The organism is Streptomyces chartreusis NRRL 3882 (assembly GCF_900236475.1).
Lineage (GTDB): Bacteria > Actinomycetota > Actinomycetes > Streptomycetales > Streptomycetaceae > Streptomyces > Streptomyces chartreusis_D.
In genome coordinates, this window is the sequence record NZ_LT963352.1 from 1,234,063 (window position 1) to 1,253,953 (window position 19,891).

Here is a 19,891-nt window from a genome sequence, read left to right on the forward strand (position 1 = left end):
ACGGCCCTGAGGACCGGGCCTACGGGAAGCGCGCGGGTTTGAGCGGCAGGGTGACCCAGATCACCTTGCCGCCGCTCGCGGTGTAGTCGACCTCGCACACACCGCCCGCCTCCCGGGCGATCTCGCGCACCAGCAGCAGTCCGCGACCGCCGGTCCGGCCGTGGTCGGTCTCCAGTGCGGTCGGCCGGTACGGGTGGTTGTCCTCCACGGACACGCGCAGCCACTCGGCACCGACGGCCAGCTCGACGGCGATGGTCGGGGAGAGCACCGCCGCGTGCTTCACGGCGTTCGTCACCAGCTCCGAGACGATCAGCAGCAGCCCCTGGGCCAGGTCGTCGGAGACCGGCACCCCCTGACGCAGCAGCAGATCCCGTACGGCGTGCCGCGCCTGCGGCACCGAGGCGTCGACCGCCGGTGCGGTGAACCGCCAGACCCCTTCGTACGGCAGCGGATCCTCGGGCCCGGGCCCGAGGGGCGCCGCACCGCCCTCTGGACGTGGGCCGAACCCACGCCCGTCGTTGTCCATCGTCCGGTCGCCACCCTCGCGCTCGATTGTCGCCACACCTCGAGTGTTGGTAACGATGCGTTCCCCACCCCGGGGCTGAACAGAAGTCAGCAACTATCGAGCACTTATGACCGTTGGCGTATGACACGGTCAGTTGTGGGACTGGTCCTGTCCCTGTTGTACCGTCTCGGCGAACTATTCGGGTTGTACGGGTTTGACATCCGGATAGCATCCGGCGCATGGAGCCGCAGTTGCTGTACAGCGTGACCGACTCGGTCGCGACGGTCGTCATACGTCATCCCGAGAAGCGCAACGCCATGACGGCCGCCATGTGGCGCTCCCTGCCGCCGCTGCTGGAGCGGCTCGCGGGCGATCCGGCCGTGCGGGCGCTGGTGCTCACCGGCGAGGGCGGGACGTTCTGCGCCGGGGCCGACATCTCGACGCTGCGGGGCTCGCCGGAGGAGGCGCAGCGGCTGGCCGTGGCGGCCGAGGAGGCGCTCGCCGCGTTCCCCAAGCCGACGCTGGCGGCGGTGCGCGGGCATTGTGTGGGCGGCGGATCACAGTTGGCGGCGGCCTGCGATCTGCGGTTCGCCGAGGAGGGGGCGCTGTTCGGGGTGACGCCGGCGAAGCTCGGCATCGTGTATCCGGCGTCCTCGACCAGGCGGCTGGTGTCCCTGGTCGGGCCGGCCACCGCCAAGTACCTGCTGTTCTCCGGCGAACTGATCGACGCGGAGCGGGCGCTGCGCACCGGGCTGGCCGACGAGGTGCTGCCCGAGGGCGAACTGGGCAAGCGGGTCGCCGAGTTCACCCGGATCCTGGTGTCCCGTTCGCAGTTGACACAGGCCGCGGCCAAGGAGTTCGCGAACGGGCGCACGGACCGCGACGCCCACTGGGCCGCGCGGGCACGCGAGAGCGGCGACACCGCGGAGGGTGTCGCCGCGTTCCTGGAGCGCAGGCAGCCGCGGTTCGACTGGAGCGTGCCGAGGGGGTGTCCGTAAAGTCCCGTCGTCCGCCCGGAGGGCGTGCCGGGCGTCGCGGGGCAGGCGGGACTTTGCGGACATTCCCTACGTCAGGATGAGGCCGCGTGCCATCGGAGCAGTTCGGCCACGTACGCGGGGGCCTTCTCGGGTGATCCGGCGTCGTAGGGCGGCTGGCAGGGGCACGTCGGGCACGAGGGTCAGCCCGCTGGTGGTCCGTACGGGCGCGCCGTCCAGGCACGTCGTGCGGATCCGGTACGCGCCCGGAGTGCGGCCGCGATGACGAGTGCCCCACCCTTCCTGCCATGAGGCGCGCGGGCCTAGAGGGCATACCAAGCGGTTGGTAACCTGCCGGACATGACGACTGCCGCCCTTGAGCCGCGCGCCGGCCGACGCTGCCACAACGTGCTCAACTCCCTGCACTCCACGCACTACTTCTCGCCGGATCTGGGCCGGGAACTGGGTGCCGCCGGGGTCACCGACCCGCGGGCCGTGAACTTCGCCGTGCGCGCCGCCGCCCTCGGGCCGGTCGGGGCCGGAGCGGTGGCCGCGGCCTTCTACAACTACAAGTACGAGCTCGTGGCCCGGCACGTGCCGGCGGTGTGGGAGACCGCGACGCCCGGCCAGGTGCTGGCCGCACGCGCGCGTGCCGTCGACGCGACGCTGCGCCGCCTGCTGGGCGACGAGGCCCTGGCGTCCTCCGAGATGGCCGAGGCCGCCCGGCTCGCGCTGCGCGCCGCCGAGGCCTGTTCGCGCGGGGCGCGGCCGCTGTACGCCGCCCATGCCGACCTGCCCGTCCCCGAGGAGCCGCACCTCGCGTACTGGCATGCGGCGACCCTGCTGCGCGAGCACCGGGGCGACGGGCACCTGGCCGTGCTGATGTCCGCGGGGCTGGACGGGCTGGAGGCCATGGTGACCCACACGGCGACGGGCAAGGGCATGACACCGAAGTGGGTCCTCAGCACCCGGGGCTGGAGCCGGGAGGACTGGGACGCGGCCACGGGCCGGCTGCGGGAGCGCGGGCTGCTGGACGCGGCCGGCGAGCTCACTGAGCGGGGTGTCGCCCTGCGCGAGGAGATAGAGCAGGAGACGGACCGCCTGGACCGGGCCCCGTACGAGCACCTGGGGCCGGAGGGGGTGGCCCGGCTGACCGAGCTGGGGGCGGCGTTCACGCGGGCGGCGCTCACGGCCGGGGCGTATCCGGCGGATCTGCTCGGCAAGCGCTGACCGTGCTCGGGGAAGCGCGCTGCCGGGCCCCGGGAAACGGCCGTCCGTCCCGGTCGCACGCCGGGCCGCGCCCATGTGTTCGGCCGTGACGCATGGTGAGGCTTTGGTGAGGTACCCGGTCTTCCCCGGCCGCCGCGGTCGGGAGAGGAGAAAGGGGAATTACGTGTTCCGTGCCATTGCAGACGTGCTGCGCCAGATCGGCGGTGCCATCGCCACCGTCGTCACGCTGCCCTTCCGGGCCCTGGCCCGTCTCTTCGGCGGCGCTTCGTCCTCCACCCGCAGCCGCAGGGTCTGAGCCGCGGGGTCCGACGAGACCGTCCCGACCTGCCGGGTGCCGCCCTGACCCCCGAATGTCGGTGTCACCTGCCACAATTGCCGCGCAACCTCAGTGGAGAAGGCGGTACGGGATCGTGACGACACCCGGGTCCCTCGAAGTAGGGTCCATCGAAGGCAGGATCGCCGAGGAACTCGGCGTACGGGAGCGGCAGGTCAGGGCTGCCGTGGAGCTGCTCGACAGCGGTTCTACGGTGCCCTTCATCGCCCGCTACCGCAAGGAAGCGACCGAGATGCTCGACGATGCGCAGCTGCGCACCGTCGAGGAGCGGCTGCGCTATCTGCGGGAGCTGGAGGAGCGGCGGACGGCGATCCTGGAGTCGGTGCGCGAGCAGGGCAAGCTCACCGAAGAGCTTCAAGCACGGATCCGGGGCGCGGAGACCAAGGCGCGCCTGGAGGACATCTACCTCCCCTACAAGCCCAAGCGGCGCACCAAGGCGCAGATCGCGCGCGAGGCCGGTCTCGAGCCGCTGGCGGAGGGGCTGCTCGGCGATCCGTCCGTCGAGCCCCTCGCCGCGGCCGCCGCGTTCGTCGACGCCGACAAGGGCGTGGCCGATCCGCAGGCGGCCCTCGACGGCGCCCGGGCGATCCTCACCGAGCGGTTCTCGGAGGACGCCGACCTGATCGGCGAGCTGCGCGAGCGCATGTGGGTGCGCGGGCGGCTGGCCGCCAAGGTGCGGGAGGGCAAGGAGGAGGCGGGCGCGAAGTTCGCCGACTACTTCGACTTCGCCGAGCCGTTCACGGAGCTCCCCTCGCACCGCATCCTGGCGATGCTGCGCGGCGAGAAGGAGGAGGTCCTCGACCTCGTCCTGGAGCCCGAGGAGCCCACGGACGGCCCGTCGTCGTACGAGGGGATCGTCGCCCACCGCTTCGGGATCGCCGACCGGGGCCGCCCCGGCGACAAGTGGCTGGCGGACACGGTCCGCTGGGCCTGGCGCACCCGCATCCTCGTCCACCTCGGCATCGACCTGCGGCTGCGGCTGCGCACGGCCGCCGAGGACGAGGCGGTGCGGGTCTTCGCGGCGAACCTGCGCGACCTGCTGCTCGCCGCCCCGGCGGGCACGCGCGCGACGCTCGGCCTGGACCCCGGTTTCCGTACGGGCGTGAAGGTCGCCGTGGTCGACGCGACCGGCAAGGTCGTCGCCACGGACGTCATCCACCCCCACGTCCCGGCCAACCGGTGGGACGAGGCCATCGCCAAGCTGGCCCGGCTCGCCAAGGAGCACGCGGTCGAGCTGGTCGCCATCGGCAACGGCACGGCGTCCCGCGAGACCGACAAGCTCGCCGGGGAACTGATCGCCAGGCACCCGGAGCTGAATCTCACGAAGGTGATGGTGTCCGAGGCCGGCGCGTCCGTGTACTCGGCGTCCGCCTTCGCCTCCCAGGAGCTGCCCGACATGGACGTGTCGCTGCGCGGTGCCGTGTCGATCGCCCGCCGCCTCCAGGACCCGCTGGCCGAGCTGGTGAAGATCGACCCGAAGTCGATCGGTGTCGGCCAGTACCAGCACGACCTGTCCGAGGTGAAGCTGTCGCGTTCGCTGGACGCGGTGGTGGAGGACTGTGTGAACGGCGTGGGCGTGGACGTCAACACGGCGTCGGCGCCGCTGCTCGCCCGGGTCTCCGGCATCACCTCCGGGCTCGCCGAGAACATCGTGGCGCACCGGGACGCGAACGGGCCGTTCAAGTCCCGCAGCGAGCTGAAGAAGGTGGCGCGCCTCGGCCCGAAGGCGTACGAGCAGTGCGCGGGCTTCCTGCGGATCCGCGGCGGTGACGACCCGCTGGACGCGTCCAGTGTGCACCCGGAGGCGTACCCGGTGGTCCGGCGCATGGTGAAGACCACCGGGCAGGAGGTCGCCGGCCTCATCGGCAACACGGCGGTGCTGCGTTCGCTGAAGCCGCAGGAGTTCGTGGACGAGACGTTCGGTCTGCCGACCGTCACCGACATCCTCAAAGAGCTGGAGAAGCCCGGCCGCGACCCGCGTCCGGCGTTCAAGACGGCCGCCTTCAAGGAGGGCGTGGAGAAGATCTCCGACCTGTCGGCCGGGATGGTCCTGGAGGGCGTCGTGACGAACGTCGCCGCGTTCGGCGCGTTCGTGGACGTCGGGGTCCATCAGGACGGCCTGGTGCACGTGTCCGCGATGTCGAAGACGTTCGTCAAGGACCCGCGCGACGTGGTGAAGCCCGGGGACATCGTCAAGGTGAAGGTCCTCGACGTCGACATTCCGCGCAAGCGGATCTCGCTGACGCTGCGCCTGGACGACGAGGCCGCACCCCAGGGCCAGGGCGACGGCTCCGGCGAGCGCCGGCGCGGCGGGCGTCCGCCGCAGCAGCGGCAGGGCGGGGGCGCCGCGCGCCGTGGCGGTGGCGCCGGTTCGCGCCAGGCGGCTGCGCCGGCCAACAGCGCGATGGCGGATGCGCTGCGTCGCGCGGGCCTGGTCGATCCCAAGAACGGCAGGCGTTGACGGTTCGGCTCCGGGGAGCTGCGGGTCCGTCGTGGCTGGTCGCGCAGTTCCCCGCGCCCCTGACAGGGACACCTTGCTACCTGTCGGACATAGAGTGAGCGGTATGTCTGCTACGCGCACTATCACCTGGTCCGTGTCCGCGAGCCGAGGGTTCGAGACCGCCTGGGTCCAGCTCGCAGGCGGCGTGCTGCGGGCACACGGCCGGGCCGTCGGGACCGATCCGGAGCCGTACTGGGTCACGTACGAACTCGACACCACCGAGGGCGTCGTGACCCGCCGGCTGCGGGTGACGACCGAGTCCGCCGAGGGCAGCCGCACGCTCGATCTGCGGCACGACGGCGGCGGCGGATGGACCGCGAACGGCGAGCGGCTGCCGGACGTCGACGGCGCCCTCGACTGCGACCTGGGGCTGTGCCCGCTCACCAACACCATGCCGGTGCTCCGGCACGGGCTGCATCAGGCGCCCGGCGAACGGGAGTTCCTGATGGCCTGGGTGTCGGTGCCGGACCTGGCGGTGCGGCCGTCCCGGCAGACCTACACGCATCTCGGCCCCGGGCGGGTCCGGTTCGCCTCCGGCGACTTCCGCAGCGATCTGGAGTTCGACGAGGAGGGGTACGTCGTGGAGTACCCCTCGCTGGCCACTCGGCTGACGGCCCGTTAGCGCTCGGTCACCTTGCCGTCCGCCACCTCCAGGCGGCGTGTGACGCGTACGGCGTCGAGCATGCGGCGGTCGTGGGTGACCAGCAGGAGGGTTCCCGCGTAGGAGTCGAGGGCCGACTCCAACTGCTCGATGGCCGGCAGGTCGAGGTGGTTGGTCGGCTCGTCGAGGACCAGGAGGTTGACGCCCCGGCCCTGGAGCAGCGCCAGGGCGGCTCTGGTGCGCTCGCCCGGGGAGAGTGTCGCCGCGGGACGCAGGACGTGGTCCGACTTGAGGCCGAACTTGGCCAGGAGGGTGCGGACCTCGGCCGGTTCGGTGTCCGGGACGGCCGCGCGGAAGGCGTCGATCAGGGGCTCCCGGCCGTGGAACAGCTTGCGGGCCTGGTCGACCTCGCCGAGCAGGACGCCCGAGCCGAGAGCCGCGTGCCCGGCGTCGAGCGGGACACGGCCGAGCAGGGCGGCGAGCAGGGTGGACTTGCCGGCGCCGTTCGCGCCCGTCACCGCCACCCGGTCCGCCCAGTCGATCTGGAGGGACACCGGGCCGAGGACGAAACCGCCGCGGCGCACCTCGGCATCCCGCAGGGTCGCGACGACGGCGCCCGAGCGCGGGGCCGATGCGATCTCCATGCGCAGTTCCCACTCCTTGCGGGGCTCCTCGACGACGTCCAGCCGCTCGATCATGCGCTGGGTCTGCCGGGCCTTCGCGGCCTGCTTCTCGCTGGCCTCGCTGCGGAACTTGCGGCCGATCTTGTCGTTGTCGTTGCCCGCCTTGCGACGCGCGTTCTTCACGCCCTTGTCCATCCAGGAGCGCTGCATCTGCGCGCGGTCCTGGAGGGCCGCCTTCTTGTCGGCGTACTCCTCGAACTCGTCGCGGGCATGCCTGCGCGCGACCTCCCGCTCCTCCAGGTAGGCCTCGTAGCCACCGCCGTAGAGGTTGATCTGCCGCTGGGCGAGGTCGAGTTCGAGGACCTTGGTGACGGTGCGGGTGAGGAACTCGCGGTCGTGGCTGACGACCACCGTCCCGGCGCGCAGGCCGCTCACGAAGCGTTCGAGGCGCTCCAGGCCGTCCAGGTCGAGGTCGTTGGTGGGCTCGTCGAGGAGGAAGACGTCGTAGCGGGACAGGAGCAGGGAGGCGAGGCCGGCGCGTGCGGCCTGGCCGCCGGACAGGGACGTCATCAGCTGGTCCAGGCCGACCGCGAGGCCCAGGGAGTCGGCGACTTCCTCGGCGCGTTCGTCGAGGTCGGCGCCGCCGAGTCCGAGCCAGCGCTCCAGGCTCGTGGCATAGGCGTCGTCGGCGCCGGGCGCCCCGTCGACCAGGGCCCGGGTCGCCTCGTCCATGAGCCGCTGGGCCTCGGCGACGCCGGTGCGGCGGGCCAGGAACGCCCGTACGGTCTCGCCGGGGCGGCGGTCCGGCTCCTGGGGCAGGTGGCCGACGGTGGCGGTCGGCGGCGACAGGCGCAGCCCGCCCTGCTCGGGGGCGGTGAGTCCGGCGAGCATCCTGAGCAGGGTGGACTTGCCGGCGCCGTTGGCTCCGACCAGGCCGATCACGTCGCCGGGCGCGACGACGAGGTCGAGTCCGGCGAAGAGGGAGCGGTCGCCGTGGCCGGCGGCGAGGTTCTTGGCGACGAGGGTGGCAGTCATCAGGCCGCCGATCCTAATGGCCGTCGCGGGCGGTCCGCGTACCGGTTTCCCGTGCCGGTTCTCAGCGGGGTACGGCCGCCACCAGCACGCTCGTGGAGGTGCGCGCCACCAGGAAGGACTGCCCCTTCACCGCCTTGGTGTCGAGGGCGATGCGGTGGCGGCCCGGTTCCAGGACGCCGTCGAAGATCTCGTGGGTGTGGGTGCGGGAGAGCCGGTCGAGGCGGTACGCGGTGAGGGTGACCCGGCAGGCGGAGGTGACCTCGATGCCGGCCTCGCCGCCGGTGGCGGTCAGGCCGGTGAGGCGGCGCTGCTCCGACGGGCTGCGGTCCAGGGCGTGTTCGATCTGGGCGACGAGGAGGGGGACGATCGGGGCGAGGCCGTCGACGCAGGCGACGGGGACCTGGGCGCGTTCGAAGGCGCGGCGGACGGCGGCACGTTCCCGCTCGCCGGTTCCGTGGCCGAAGGCGACGGCGCCGTAGCCGCGCAGTTCGTCGGCGGGCACGCCGTCGGCGTCGTGGGCGATGTCGGCGCCCACGCCGATGGTGCGTAACGCCGCGGCGAGCTTGGCCAGGACGGCGACGCGGGCGCCGATCAGCAGGACGCGGCGGCGGCTGTCCGGGACGGAGTCGTTCAGCAGGGCGCTGAGCGCCGCGCCGTACTCGGCGCCGCGGAAGCGGAACGGGCCGATGCCGTGGTAGCCGTTGAGCTCCAGGTCGGCGTGTTCGTCGGTCTGCCAGGCGAAGTCCCGCCAGACGAAGTCCTCGCCGTCCCGCTGGATCACCGCGGTGACGGCGCCGCAGGCCAGGTCCTCGCACTCGGGGCAGCCGTAGACGACGTACCGGCCGCCGGGCAGCGGTGCCGGGCTCTCCAGCAGCAGGCTGCGGACCTGCGCGGTGAAGATCGCGGGTGGTACGTCGGAGGCGAGCGGGGAGACCGCGTCGAGGTCGGAGAGCCGGAACAGCAGCGGGCGTCCGTCGACGATGAAGTCCACGAAGTCCCGGTGGACCTGGTAACCACCGTCTGTGAGGACTCCGCCGGCCCGCATCGCGGGTGCCAGGCCGAAGGTCGTGTACTGGGCGCACATACGGTGAGTATCCCCACACCACGCGTGATGTGAGCACGGCATGGCACATTCCGCTACGGTCCGGGCATGGCTGGTGAGCGCAGTGACGAGATCGTGGTGGTCGGTGGCGGGGTGGTCGGGCTGACGACCGCGGTGGTTCTCGCCGAGCGGGGGCGGCGGGTGCGGGTGTGGACGCGGGACCGCGTGGAGGCGACCACCTCAGCGGTCGCGGGGGCGTTGTGGTGGCCGTACCGGATCGAGCCGCTCGCGCTGGCGCGGGTGTGGGCGCTGCGGTCGCTGGAGGTGTACGAGGAGCTGGCCTCGGGGTCCGGATCGAGCGGCGTACGCCTGGTCGAAGGGGTACTGGGCGAGACGCGCCTCGACGAGGTCGACGGGTGGCTGGCGGAGCGGGTGCCGGGACTGCGGGCGTCGACGCCCGAGGAGTACGCGGGGACGGGGATCCTGGCGCGGTTGCCGCTCATCGACATGCCGGTTCATCTGCCGTGGCTGCGGGAGCGGTTGGTGGCGGCGGGCGGTGTGGTCGAGGCCCGTGCGGTGTCCGGGTTCGCGGAGGCCGACGCGCCGGTCGTGATCAACTGCACGGGGCTCGCCGCGCGGGAGCTGGTGCCCGATCCGTCCGTGCGGCCCGTGCGCGGGCAGTTGGTCGTCGTGGAGAACCCGGGGATCGACACCTGGCTGGCCTCCACCGACGCGGCCGGGGAGCACGCGTACCTGTTCCCGCAGCCGGGCGGGCTCGTCCTCGGCGGTACGGCCGAGGAGGACGCGTGGTCGCTGGAACCCGACCCCGCGACGGCCGAGGCGATCATCCGCCGCTGCGCGGCGCTGCGGCCGGAGATCGCCGGGGCGCGCGTACTGGCACACCGGGTGGGACTGCGCCCCACCCGCTCCGCCGTCCGCCTGGAGCGCGACACCCTGCCGGACGGCCGCCTCCTGATCCACAACTACGGCCACGGCGGCGCGGGTGTGACGGTGGCGTGGGGGTGCGCGGAGGAGGCGGCCCGGCTGGTGGGCTGAGGAGGCCGGACTGAGAGCGCCCCCCTCCGACTCCGACGCCCCCGGCCGTTTCGTCGGCCGAGGGCGTCGAGGTCATGGGCCCGGCCGGCGGCAGCCGGGGCGGTCGGGTCAGTGTTTGCCGATGGGGTCGCCCTCGACGTCCGGGCCGCGGCCCGGGCCGACGCGGAACTCGAACTCGCCGTCGTACTTCTTGTGGCCTTCGATGACGGCCTGTTCCACCGCCTCGGAGCCCATCTGTTCGCGCACCATCACCGGGTCGCGGCGCAGGTCGCGCATGAGCGCCACGCACATGAAGGTCATCACGACGACGAAGGGGGCCGCCGCGAGGATCGTGAGGTTCTGCAGGCCCGTCAGCGCGTCGCCCTGGCCACTGCCGACCAGCAGCATGATCGCGGCCACCGCACCGGTGACGACGCCCCAGAACACCACGACCAGACGGCCCGGTTCGAGCGCGCCCTTCTGCGACAGGGTGCCCATGACGATAGACGCCGCGTCGGCGCCCGACACGAAGAAGATGCCGACGAGGATCATCACGAGCAGGCTCGTGGCGGTGGCGATGGGGAACTGCTGGAGCACGTCGAAGAGCTGACCCTCCGGGGTCGCCTCCTTGCCGAGCTTGCCCTGCTCCTGCATCTTCATCGCCGAGCCGCCGAAGACCGCGAACCAGATCAGGCTGACCGTGCTGGGCACGAGGATGACACCGCCGACGAACTGCCGGATCGTGCGGCCCCGGCTGATGCGGGCGATGAACATGCCCACGAACGGCGTCCAGGAGATCCACCACGCCCAGTAGAAGACGGTCCAGCTGCCCAGCCAGTCCGCGACACCCTCCCCGCCGCTGGCCTCCGTACGGCCGGCCAGCTGGGGCAGGTCGCCGAGGTAGGCGAACACGGACGTGGGCAGCAGGTCGAGGACGATGATGGTCGGACCCGCCACGAACACGAACAGGGCGAGCACCAGCGCCAGCACCATGTTCGTGTTGGACAGCCACTGGATGCCTCGCTCCACGCCCGAGACCGCGGACGCGACGAAGGCCAGGGTCAGCACCGCGATGATCGTGACGAGCAACCCGGTACTCACCTTGTCCATCCAGTCCAGCTCCTGCACACCGGAGCCGATCTGCAGCGCGCCGAGCCCCAGGGACGCGGCGGAACCGAAGACGGTCGCGACGATCGCGAGGATGTCGATGACACGGCCGACGGCGCCGTTCGCGTGCTTCTTGCCGATCAACGGCGTGAACACCGCGCTGATGGTCTGGCGGCGCCGCCTGCGGAAGGTGCTGTAGGCGATGGCGAGGCCCACCACGGCGTAGATCGCCCACGGGTGGAGCGTCCAGTGGAACAGGGTGGTGGCCATGGCCGTCTCCATGCGCTCACCGGAGTCGGCCGGGTCGGTGCCCGGCGGGGCCGTCGAGTAGTGCGACAACGGCTCGCTCACGCCGTAGAACATCAGGCCGATGCCCATGCCGGCGCTGAACATCATCGCGACCCAGGACACCGTGCGGAACTCGGGCTCCTCGCCCTCGGCCCCGAGGTGGATACGGCCGTAGCGGCTGGCCGCGAGCCACAGGGCGAACACGACGAAGGCGGAGGCCGCGAGCATGAACGCCCATCCGCCGTTGTGCATCAGCCCGCTGAGCATGCTGGTGGAGACGTCTTCGAGCGAGTCGGTCGCCGCCGCTCCCCAGACCACGAAGGCGAGGGTGAGCACGGCCGTGACCCCGAAGACAATACGGTCGGTTCCAGGACGTTCCTGACCGGGGAGGCCCGCTTCCGAACCCGGAAGCGCGGCCCCCTCTTGGTGGTCGCTCTCACTTGGTCGGTCGTGCGTCACAAGCGGCACCTTTCATCGGGACGTAGGGGGAACGTAAGTCCTCCGTAACGCCCCTACCACGTGTGGCGCAATTTCACCCCCCTCAACATTGCGTTTCCGGCTTCGCTGCTGTCAGGTGGTACGTTCCGCGCTCGTCGAGCAGCAGCGGCACGAGCGCCCGCAGGGGCTGGCGCAGGGGTACGAGCACGCCCTCCGCGTCCCGGCGTACGCGCACACCGTGCAGTGCGAGTTCGTCTCCCACCTCGGCGTACTGAGCGGCCGTGAGCCGGTAACCGCAGGGCGGGTTCTGAATCACCTCGGCGGGTTCGGGCGCGTCGTTGTCGGCGCCGCCGACGTAGACGGGGCCGGCGGTGGTGTAGCCCGCGAGCCGGGCCCTGCCCGTCGCTGCCTCGACCGCACCGCGGCGCTCGTCGGCATATCCGAACAGGCCCTTCAGCGCGTCGAGTTGAGAGGTGACACGGCGGCGGTTGTTCAGCGCCTCGTCCGCCTTCTCGGCATCGGTGAGCGGATCCACTCGGCTCTCGATGAGCAGTCCGATGCCATGTTTGATGCCGGACATATTGCGCAAAATGCGCTCCTGGCCGTCTCCCGCCACCTGTTTGACCGGCTCGCCGGTCCCGGGGTCGGTCCAGATGCCGTAGGTGCCGGTCGAGTGGCCGGCCCGCTGCGCCGCGGGGCGGAGGTAACGCTCGGAGAGGGTCTTCGCCTCGTCGTGGACCGCCTCGTGGGTGTTGAGGTTGCGCGGCCACAGGTCGAAGAGGTCCTTGTCGTAGTACGGGGGTGTGGCGCCGTACTCGTGCAGGTCGTAGACGAGGTCGGGGCGCTGGTCGCGGATGAGCCCGGCCAGCGCCCGGCCTTCGGCGGTCCGGAGCGCGAGGTGGTCGCGGTTGATGTCGACGCCGTCGCTGTTCCCCCGTGTGTCGGCGGCCCGGCCGTCGGGGTTGGCGGTGGGCACGACGAGGACCGTGGTGCGGTCCAGGAAGCGCCGGGTGCGGCTGTCGCGGGCGTACGCGAGGTCGCGGACGGTGGTCAGACAGGCCTCGCGGCCGGAGGGCTCGTCGCCGTGCTGGCTGCACACGAGCAGCACCTTGTTGGGGGTCGGGCGGGTGCCGATCCGCAGGAGTTGGAGCGGGCGGCCCTGTTTCGTCGTGCCGAAGCGGGTCATGGAGACGCGGCCGCTCGACCGGTCGACCGCGTTGAGGAAGTCCTGCTCCTCGGGCTGGGTGGTCCAGCGGGCACCGTTCGTCTGCTCGAAGCCGGTGCGGGGCGGGGCGCCGGTGGCGGCCTGGGCCGGGGCGGCGACCAGGGTCGCGGCGACGGCCGCGGCGGTCAGGGTCAGGGCGCCGGCTCGGGTCGTGCAGCGGGTCACTGGCTTCCCTCCGGGACGCGGTGAGCGGTGCGCGGATCCCGTACGCCGTCCAGCAGGGTGGCGTCGGGCGTGGCGGACGCGGCGCCCGTGGTGGCGCGGGCGAAGGCGGTTGCTCCGCCGACGAACGGGACGCGCGCCGAGGTGCGGGACAGGTCGACGGAGAGCTCGGGGGTGTCGGCGGGAGGGTCGATGAGGCCCTTGTCGGTGCCCGCGACGATCAGCGCCAGGCGGTGGCCCTCGGGGACGACGTGGTCGGTCGCCGCCAGGTCGAGGGTGATCGTGTACCGCTTGCCCGGGGTGAGCGGGGCGCCCGTCAGGCCGGAGGCGTGGTTGCCGAGGTCGGCCCAGCCGCGGCTGACGATCGTGTAGCCGACGTCGGCGGTCTTGGCCTTCGTCTCCTTGAAGCAGGAGCTGTCGCCGGCGGTGCTCGCACCCCAGCAGGTGCGGTCGGTGAGGGTGGTGATGCCCTCGCCCGCGTCGGCGTAGTCACGGATGGTGGCGGGGCCGATGTCCACGAGGACGGCGGAGAGGTGGGCCGTGGGGGTGGAGGGTGTCGCGGTGACGGTGACCTCGGAGGAGCCCGACAGGCGCAGGTCGCGGGTGAGCGGCCGGGTGACGAAACCGGCCTTCGCCGGTGTCGACTCGTCGATCTGCGCGGCCCAGTCGGTCTCGCTCAGCTGCGGGTCGTCCGTGAAGGTCTCGGTGCCGTGGCCGCGGTGCAGGCCGAGGGTGCCGACGCCCGCCTGGGTTCCCCGGCCGGGACGCAGGGTGGCGGCGCGGGTGCCGCTCGGCGGCCAGGTCTTCGAGGTGGTCCACTGGTCGGGGGCGCGTTCGATGTCGGCCACGGGCTCGCGGTCGATGCCGTTGTCGTAGCCCATGAGTTCGTGGTCGAACCAGCGGTGGAGGGTGTCGACCCATTCCGCACGCCGGAAGTCGAAGGGGTCGACGTGACCGGTCTGGGAGAGCCAGATCTTGCGCTCGACGCCGTTCTTCGCCAGGGCGTCCCACCACTGCCCTACGTGCTTCATCCGCACGTTGAGGTCCTGCATGCCGTGCACGAGGAAGACGCTGGCCTTGACCTTCCGCGCGGCCCTGACGTAGTCGCGCTCGGTCCACAGCGGGGTCCAGTCGCCGGTGCGCGGGGCGCCGTCGACGAGCTTCTGCTGGACGGCGGCGCACTTGGCGCGGGCGTCGGGGCTGTTGACGTAGTCGGACAGCCATTCGGGGCCGGAGTCGTACAGCGGGGCGCCCTGCTGGAAGTAGTAGTCGTACCAGGAGGAGATGGCGCTGATCGGAACGATGGTCTTCAGGCCCTCGACGCCGGTCGCGGCGACGCCGTTGGCGATGGTGCCGTCCCAGCTCTTGCCGATCATGCCGGTCCTGCCGTTGGTCCAGGCGGCCTTGGCGTGGGTGGTGCCGGTGCGGGTGGTGTAGGCCTTGGCACGCCCGTTCAGCCAGTCGACGACGGCCTTCGCGGACTGGATGTCGGAGCGGCCGCCGACGTCGACGCAACCGTCGGAGCGATTGGTTCCGGCCAGGTCGACGCCGACGAAGGCGTAGCCGCGCGGCACGAAGTAGTTGTCGTAGTACAGCGGCATCCGTGTGACGGCGCCGTTCGCGTCGTACGTCTTCTTCTGGCTCTCGTTGCCGCGCCCGCAGCAGGAGTAGTACGGGCTGGCGTCCATGATGACGGGGACCTTGCGGCCCTGTCGGGCGGGTTCGCGGGGGCGGACGATGTCCACGGCGACCCGGTCGGCCTTGCCGTCGCGGTCGCCGTCGAGTCCGGTGTCCACCCAGACGGCCTCGCGGATGGCGTTCTCGTACGAGTGGACGGGTTGGCTCTCACCCGGGGCGGCCTCCGCCGCTACCGGGGTGAGCAGTGTGGCCATCAGGGCGGCCGTGGCCGCCGTCGCGAGCGGTCTCCAGGTCGTGAAGCGCGTGCGTTTCGGCATGCGGCGGACGCTACATCGGTGAACTCCGGTTCAGAAGAGGGCAGCTGACGGACCGGCGTGTCCTGGATGGCCCCCTGGGGCCCGGTGTCGCATGTCGGCCGAATGGCGATCGTGTGACAGCAGGGGCCATGGACATGATCAGGGGCACAGGAGTCCCATAGGCTCCGGACAGACTTCGGGACCCTACGACTTGGAGTTTTGCGTGCACCGCAGAATCATCGCGCCGGGAGCCCTCGCCGCGGCCGTTCTCCTGCTGGCGATCCCGGCATCGGCCGCGCCCCGCTCCCCCGGCGCACCGGGTATCGGTGACCCCTACTACCCGGCCTACGGCAACGGCGGATACGACGTCTCCCACTACGACCTCAGGCTGAAGTACCAGCCGGCCACCGACGAACTCGAGGGCACGGCGACCCTCGTGGCCCGCACCACGCAGGACCTGTCCAGCTTCAACCTGGACTTCCTGCTGGACGTCGGCGAGGTGCGTGTCAACGGCGCGAAGGCGTCGTTCCGGACGTCGGGCGAGCACGAACTGGAGATCACGCCGAAGACCCCGCTGGCCAAGGGCGCGCCCGTCACGGTCGTCGTGCGCTACCGCGGCGTGCCGTCGTCGAAGAAGGCGTACGGCTTCACCAGCTGGCACCGCACACCGGACGGGGGCGTCGCGGCGAACGAGCCCGAGGCGGCGGCATGGTGGTTCCCGAGCAACGACCACCCGCTCGACAAGGCCACCTACGACGTGTCCGTGCAGGTCCCGGACGGCACGCAGGCCATCTCCAACGGCACGCTGCAGTCGACGAGTTCCCGCCTCGGCTGGACCCGCTGGAACTGGCGCTCCGACAAGCCGCAGACCACGTACCTCGCCACGCTCGCGGTCGGCAGGTTCGACATCACGACCGGCACGACCGAGAGCGGCATCCCGGTCCTCAACGCCTACAGCAAGGACCTGGGTGGCCACGCCGGCGCGGCGCGGGCGAGCATCGAACGGACCGGGGAGATCGCCGACTGGCTGACCGGCTACTTCGGGCCGTACCCCTACAACGCGCTCGGCGGATACGTGCCGAACACCACCACCGGGTACGCGCTGGAGACCCAGACCCGGCCGTACTACAGCCCGCGGCAGTTCGCGAACGGGTCGAACGTCTCCGTCGTCGTCCATGAGCTGGCGCACCAGTGGTACGGCGACGACGTGTCGCTCAAGCGCTGGAAGGACATCTGGATCAACGAGGGCTTCGCGCGGTACGCGCAGTGGCTGTGGTCCGAGCACGAGGGCGAGGGCACGGCACAGGAACTCGCCGACTACGTGTACGCCTCGCACCCCGCCGACGACCCGTTCTGGACGGTGAAACCCGGGGATCCGGGGCCGGAGAACCAGTTCGACATCGCGGTGTACGACCGGGGCGCGCTGGCCGTCCAGGCGCTGCGCAACGAGATCGGCGACGAGGCGTTCTTCGCGATCCTCAAAGGCTGGCCGCGGAAGTACGCCCACGGCAACGCGTCGGTGGCCGACTTCCAGCGGTACGCCGAGGAGGTGTCCGGCAAGCCCCTGGCGGCCCTGTTCGACACGTGGCTGTTCCAGCCGTCGAAGCCGGGGGCGCCGGCGGCCCGGGCCGCGGCGGTTGCGAAGGGCCCCCGGGCTGTCTCGCAGCCGAGGTCGTGGAAGAAGATCGCGGCGACCAACGGGGTGCACGGGCGTCCGGGTGCGGAGCACGGGGAGCACGGGCGCTGAGGTGCGTTGTCACGCTTGGCTGCGGGCAGTCGTGCCGGCCTGCTGAACGCCGTCCCTCGGTCTACGGTGGAGGCTGCTGACGAAGGAGCGGGACGTGCGGAACGTGGCCATAGTCGAGGCACCGTCCGTGCTCGGGCTGCGCCCGACCGGCGTCGAGGAACTGCCCGACGCGCTGCTCGACGCCGGTCTGGCTGAAGGTCTGCGCGCGGTACCGGCAGGCCGGATCGAGCCGCCCCCGTACGACCCGGAGCGGGACCCGGAGACCGGGGTCCTGAACCCCGACGGCATCGCCGCGTACTCCACCGCGCTGGCCGATGCCGTGGGCGGTGTCCTCGACGACGACCGGTTCCCCGTCGTGCTCGGCGGTGATTGCAGCGTGCTGCTGGGCAATCTGCTCGCGCTGCGCCGCCGCGGCCGGCACGGTCTGCTGTTCCTCGACGGGCACACCGACTTCTACCAGCCGTCGGCGGAACCGGCCGGTGAGGTGGCCTCCATGGAACTCGCCCTCGCCACCGGGCGCGGCCCGCGCGTGCTGGCCGACCTGGAGGGCCGGGGCCCACTGGTACGGGACGAGGACGTCGTCGCGCTGGGGTTCCGGGACGCGGAGGAGTCCGCGGCGTACGGGATGCAGCCGCTGCCGTCGGCGCTGCACGCGCTGGAGCTGGACACCGTGCGCGCCCTGGGGGCGGGCGAGGCGGCCCGGCGCGCGGTCGGGCTGCTGACCGGCGACGGCGCGGGCGCCGGCTTCTGGATCCACCTCGACGTCGACGTACTGGACGACGCGGTCATGCCCGCCGTCGACTACCGGCTGCCGGACGGGCTGACCTGGCAGGAGCTGGAGACCGTCCTGCGCACGGCCCTGGCCGGCGGCGGTGCCGTCGGTTTCACCGTCGCGATCTTCAATCCCCGTCTGGATCCCGGCGGGGGGATCGCGCGGCGCCTCGGCGACTGTCTGGTGCGGGCGTTCGACGGGGACGGCCAGGACTGAGCCTCGGCCGGTCAGTCCCCGTGGTCGTACACCGTCACCGGTATCCCCCGCCGTATCAGCCGCTCCTCGATCAGCGGCTCGACCCGGGACCACTTGCCGCCGGCGAGGCCGCAGCCGATGCGGGGCATGTGCACGGAAGCGCCCAGTTCACCGGCCCGCTCGGCCATGGCCTCCAGGGCCGTGTCGATCGCCTCGTAGCGGACGGGGACACCCTTGCTGCCGGTCCTGGTGCCGCGCTGGCCGATCATGTTGGCCACCCACACGTACGGCTCGACCTGCACGAACTGCGCCGCGCCCAGCCCGAAGTCGTTCGCCGCGCGGCCCCGGTGCCAGGCCCGGTACGCCGCCTCCGGTTCGGGCCAGCGGCGTGATATCGCCAGGACGAAGCCCTTGCCCCAGCCCCCGATGTCGTTGCAGACGTGGGCGATGACCTTGACGCCCTTCACCGACGGAACGGTGGCGTCACCCCGGACATACCTGATCCCCGACATGACGCCACCCTAGGTGCTGCCACTGACAGTGGCCCTGGCCTGCTACTTCGTGAGCTGCGACAGCTCCCGGTCGGCCGTCTGCGACACCCGGCGGCGGATGCCGAACCAGCCCGCGACCAGCATGGCCGCGATCACCGGGATGAGCAGGAGCGTCTTGCGGCCGACCTCGGGGTCGTTCCACATCATGCCGAGGCAGGCCAGCAGGAAGGCGATCGTGGTGATCTCCGTGACCGGGCTGCCGGGGAGGCGGAAGGAGGGCCGGGCGACCAGGCCCGCCCTGGCGCGGCGGACGAAGACCAGGTGGCAGATCATGATGATCACCCAGGTGCTGATGATGCCGAGCGAGGCGACGTTCAGCACGATCTCGAAGGCCTGGGCCGGCACGAGGAAGTTCAGGCCGACGCCGAGCACGCACACCGCGCAGGTCAGCAGGATGCCGCCGTAGGGGACCTGGCTGCGGTTCATGCGGGCGGTGAACTTGGGCGCGGAGCCGGCCATCGCCATCGAGCGCAGGATGCGGCCCGTGGAGTACAGGCCCGAGTTCAGCGAGGACATCGCGGCCGTCAGGACGACCAGGTTCATCACGTCGCCCGCCGCCGGGACGCCGATCTTCGACAGGACCGTGACGAAGGGGCTCTGGTCGGCCGAGTAGACCGAGCCGGGGAGCAGGAGGGCGAGGAGGACGACCGAACCGACGTAGAAGAGGCCGACCCGCCACATGATCGAGTTCACCGCGCGCGGGACGACCTTCTCCGGCTCGGCGGTCTCGCCCGCGGCGACACCGACCAGCTCCAGCGCGGCGTACGCGAAGATCACGCCCTGCATGACGAGGACGACGGGCATCATGCCGTGCGGGAAGACGCCGCCGTGGTCGGTGATCACGCCCAGGCCCGGGGTCTGGCCGCCCACCTCGGCTTGCGTGGCGAGCAGGAAGATGCCGATGAACATGAAGCCGACGAGCGTCGCGACCTTGATGATCGCGAACCAGAACTCCATCTCGCCGAAGATCTTCACGGAGATCAGGTTCACGGCCAGCACGACCGCGAGGGCGGCCAGCGCGAGCACCCACTGCGGGATGTCGGTGAACAGGCTCCAGTAGTGCGTGTAGAGCGCGATCGCGGTGATGTCGGCGATGCCGGTGGTCGACCAGTTCAGGAAGTACATCCAGCCGGCGACGTAGGCGCCCTTCTCGCCCAGGAACTCGCGCGCGTAGGACACGAAGGAACCCGACGAGGGGCGGTAGAGGACGAGCTCGCCGAGGGCTCTGACCACGAAGAAGGCGAAGATGCCGCAGACCAGGTAGGCGATCGCCAGCGCCGGGCCCGCGTTGTGGAGGCGGCCGCCGGCGCCGAGGAAGAGGCCGGTGCCGATGGCCCCGCCGATGGCGATCATGTTGACGTGGCGGGCCTTGAGGTCCTTGCTGTAGCCGGCGTCGCCCGCGTCCGCGGGCACCTGTGCCGCGTCGCTGCGGGATGCGGCTGCTGCCGTGTTCACGGCGTCCTTGCTCACGGGTGGATCCACTCTCTGGTGCGCCCGAGCGGGTCGCGCTCGGCTGTCCGGACGTACATAAGGTCTGCGCCCTCTGTAAAGGCACAGACCAAGGGCCCACCTTCCCCCGCCGTACGCGGCTCA

General features: G+C 71.6%; 16 protein-coding genes and 1 pseudogene. 8 read left to right on the forward strand and 9 right to left on the reverse strand.

What is annotated here, in order from left to right:
• Positions 1-19: 19 nt before the first annotated feature.
• Positions 20-526: an ATP-binding protein gene (locus SCNRRL3882_RS05560; protein WP_010042821.1), complete on the reverse strand. Its 507-nt coding sequence runs from the start codon at positions 524-526 to the stop codon at positions 20-22.
• Between the two features lie 218 nt (positions 527-744).
• Here SCNRRL3882_RS05560 and SCNRRL3882_RS05565 point away from each other — a divergent pair, with 218 nt between their 5' ends.
• Positions 745-1,503 (forward strand): enoyl-CoA hydratase/isomerase family protein, encoded by a 759-nt coding sequence (locus SCNRRL3882_RS05565; RefSeq protein ID WP_010042822.1) that lies wholly within the window; start codon positions 745-747, stop codon positions 1,501-1,503.
• A 147-nt stretch (positions 1,504-1,650) separates the two neighbouring features.
• Here the strand turns inward: SCNRRL3882_RS05565 and SCNRRL3882_RS42575 are convergent.
• Positions 1,651-1,749 (reverse strand): annotated as a pseudogene (locus SCNRRL3882_RS42575) (GlxA family transcriptional regulator); the annotation flags it as partial.
• A 90-nt stretch (positions 1,750-1,839) separates the two neighbouring features.
• On the opposite strand from SCNRRL3882_RS42575, the gene SCNRRL3882_RS05575 reads away from it, so the two are divergent.
• From SCNRRL3882_RS05575 to SCNRRL3882_RS05590, 4 genes are all read left to right on the forward strand, one after another.
• Complete coding sequence (locus tag SCNRRL3882_RS05575; RefSeq protein ID WP_029181380.1) at positions 1,840-2,709, forward strand: SCO6745 family protein; 870 nt, start codon at positions 1,840-1,842, stop codon at positions 2,707-2,709.
• A gap of 163 nt (positions 2,710-2,872) precedes the next feature.
• The gene (locus SCNRRL3882_RS42210) at positions 2,873-3,004 is read left to right on the forward strand and encodes an LPFR motif small protein (protein ID WP_010042827.1); all 132 of its coding nucleotides are present in this window, start codon (positions 2,873-2,875) and stop codon (positions 3,002-3,004) included.
• Positions 3,005-3,119: 115 nt separating this feature from the next.
• A complete protein-coding gene (locus SCNRRL3882_RS05585) occupies positions 3,120-5,504 on the forward strand; it encodes a Tex family protein (protein ID WP_010042829.1) in 2,385 nt (794 codons plus the stop codon).
• 133 nt (positions 5,505-5,637) lie between these two features.
• Positions 5,638-6,165 (forward strand): putative glycolipid-binding domain-containing protein, encoded by a 528-nt coding sequence (locus SCNRRL3882_RS05590; protein WP_231911099.1) that lies wholly within the window; start codon positions 5,638-5,640, stop codon positions 6,163-6,165.
• Here the strand turns inward: SCNRRL3882_RS05590 and SCNRRL3882_RS05595 are convergent.
• Together SCNRRL3882_RS05595 and SCNRRL3882_RS05600 are read right to left on the reverse strand one after the other, a co-directional pair.
• A complete protein-coding gene (locus SCNRRL3882_RS05595) occupies positions 6,162-7,802 on the reverse strand; it encodes an ABC-F family ATP-binding cassette domain-containing protein (protein WP_010042834.1) in 1,641 nt (546 codons plus the stop codon). The two genes, SCNRRL3882_RS05590 and SCNRRL3882_RS05595, sit on opposite strands and share 4 nt — an antisense overlap.
• 61 nt (positions 7,803-7,863) lie before the next feature.
• Positions 7,864-8,886, reverse strand: coding sequence for a hypothetical protein (locus SCNRRL3882_RS05600; RefSeq protein WP_010042836.1), 1,023 nt, complete (start codon positions 8,884-8,886; stop codon positions 7,864-7,866).
• A gap of 66 nt (positions 8,887-8,952) precedes the next feature.
• Here SCNRRL3882_RS05600 and SCNRRL3882_RS05605 point away from each other — a divergent pair, with 66 nt between their 5' ends.
• Entirely contained in the window at positions 8,953-9,900 is a 948-nt protein-coding gene (locus SCNRRL3882_RS05605) for an FAD-dependent oxidoreductase (protein ID WP_010042838.1), read from the forward strand.
• A gap of 108 nt (positions 9,901-10,008) precedes the next feature.
• On the opposite strand, the gene SCNRRL3882_RS05610 is transcribed toward SCNRRL3882_RS05605, so the two are convergent.
• The 3 genes from SCNRRL3882_RS05610 to SCNRRL3882_RS05620 form a co-directional block, all read right to left on the reverse strand.
• Positions 10,009-11,733, reverse strand: coding sequence for a BCCT family transporter (locus SCNRRL3882_RS05610; RefSeq protein ID WP_029181382.1), 1,725 nt, complete (start codon positions 11,731-11,733; stop codon positions 10,009-10,011).
• Positions 11,734-11,815: 82 nt separating this feature from the next.
• The gene (locus SCNRRL3882_RS05615; protein WP_010042842.1) at positions 11,816-13,102 is read right to left on the reverse strand and encodes a M14 family metallopeptidase; all 1,287 of its coding nucleotides are present in this window, start codon (positions 13,100-13,102) and stop codon (positions 11,816-11,818) included.
• On the reverse strand, positions 13,099-15,054 hold the full coding sequence (locus tag SCNRRL3882_RS05620) for a Xaa-Pro dipeptidyl-peptidase (RefSeq protein WP_010042845.1): 1,956 nt from the start codon (positions 15,052-15,054) through the stop codon (positions 13,099-13,101). Before SCNRRL3882_RS05620 ends, SCNRRL3882_RS05615 begins: the two co-directional genes overlap by 4 nt.
• Before the next feature lie 202 nt (positions 15,055-15,256).
• Here SCNRRL3882_RS05620 and SCNRRL3882_RS05625 point away from each other — a divergent pair, with 202 nt between their 5' ends.
• Positions 15,257-16,780: a M1 family metallopeptidase gene (locus SCNRRL3882_RS05625; protein WP_010042847.1), complete on the forward strand. Its 1,524-nt coding sequence runs from the start codon at positions 15,257-15,259 to the stop codon at positions 16,778-16,780.
• A gap of 94 nt (positions 16,781-16,874) precedes the next feature.
• Positions 16,875-17,768 carry an arginase family protein gene (locus SCNRRL3882_RS05630; RefSeq protein ID WP_010042848.1) on the forward strand — a complete coding sequence of 298 codons (894 nt, stop codon included), beginning with the start codon at positions 16,875-16,877 and terminating at the stop codon, positions 17,766-17,768.
• 11 nt (positions 17,769-17,779) lie between these two features.
• Here the strand turns inward: SCNRRL3882_RS05630 and SCNRRL3882_RS05635 are convergent, their stop codons facing one another.
• Both SCNRRL3882_RS05635 and SCNRRL3882_RS05640 read right to left on the reverse strand, forming a co-directional pair.
• A complete protein-coding gene (locus tag SCNRRL3882_RS05635) occupies positions 17,780-18,259 on the reverse strand; it encodes a macro domain-containing protein (RefSeq protein ID WP_010042849.1) in 480 nt (159 codons plus the stop codon).
• A 42-nt stretch (positions 18,260-18,301) separates the two neighbouring features.
• Positions 18,302-19,768, reverse strand: coding sequence for an amino acid permease (locus tag SCNRRL3882_RS05640; RefSeq protein WP_010042850.1), 1,467 nt, complete (start codon positions 19,766-19,768; stop codon positions 18,302-18,304).
• Positions 19,769-19,891: the final 123 nt, after the last annotated feature.

Excerpts from the sequence above, each read along its gene's own strand:
- SCNRRL3882_RS05635 (WP_010042849.1), bottom strand. The coding sequence starts at position 18,259 with ATGTCGGGGATCAGGTATGTCCGGGGTGACGCCACCGTTCCGTCGGTG.
- SCNRRL3882_RS05620 (WP_010042845.1), bottom strand. The coding sequence starts at position 15,054 with ATGCCGAAACGCACGCGCTTCACGACCTGGAGACCGCTCGCGACGGCG.
- SCNRRL3882_RS05565 (WP_010042822.1), top strand. The coding sequence starts at position 745 with ATGGAGCCGCAGTTGCTGTACAGCGTGACCGACTCGGTCGCGACGGTC.
- SCNRRL3882_RS05605 (WP_010042838.1), top strand. The coding sequence starts at position 8,953 with ATGGCTGGTGAGCGCAGTGACGAGATCGTGGTGGTCGGTGGCGGGGTG.
- SCNRRL3882_RS05575 (WP_029181380.1), top strand. The coding sequence starts at position 1,840 with ATGACGACTGCCGCCCTTGAGCCGCGCGCCGGCCGACGCTGCCACAAC.
- SCNRRL3882_RS05560 (WP_010042821.1), bottom strand. The coding sequence starts at position 526 with ATGGACAACGACGGGCGTGGGTTCGGCCCACGTCCAGAGGGCGGTGCG.
- SCNRRL3882_RS05600 (WP_010042836.1), bottom strand. The coding sequence starts at position 8,886 with ATGTGCGCCCAGTACACGACCTTCGGCCTGGCACCCGCGATGCGGGCC.
- SCNRRL3882_RS05595 (WP_010042834.1), bottom strand. The coding sequence starts at position 7,802 with ATGACTGCCACCCTCGTCGCCAAGAACCTCGCCGCCGGCCACGGCGAC.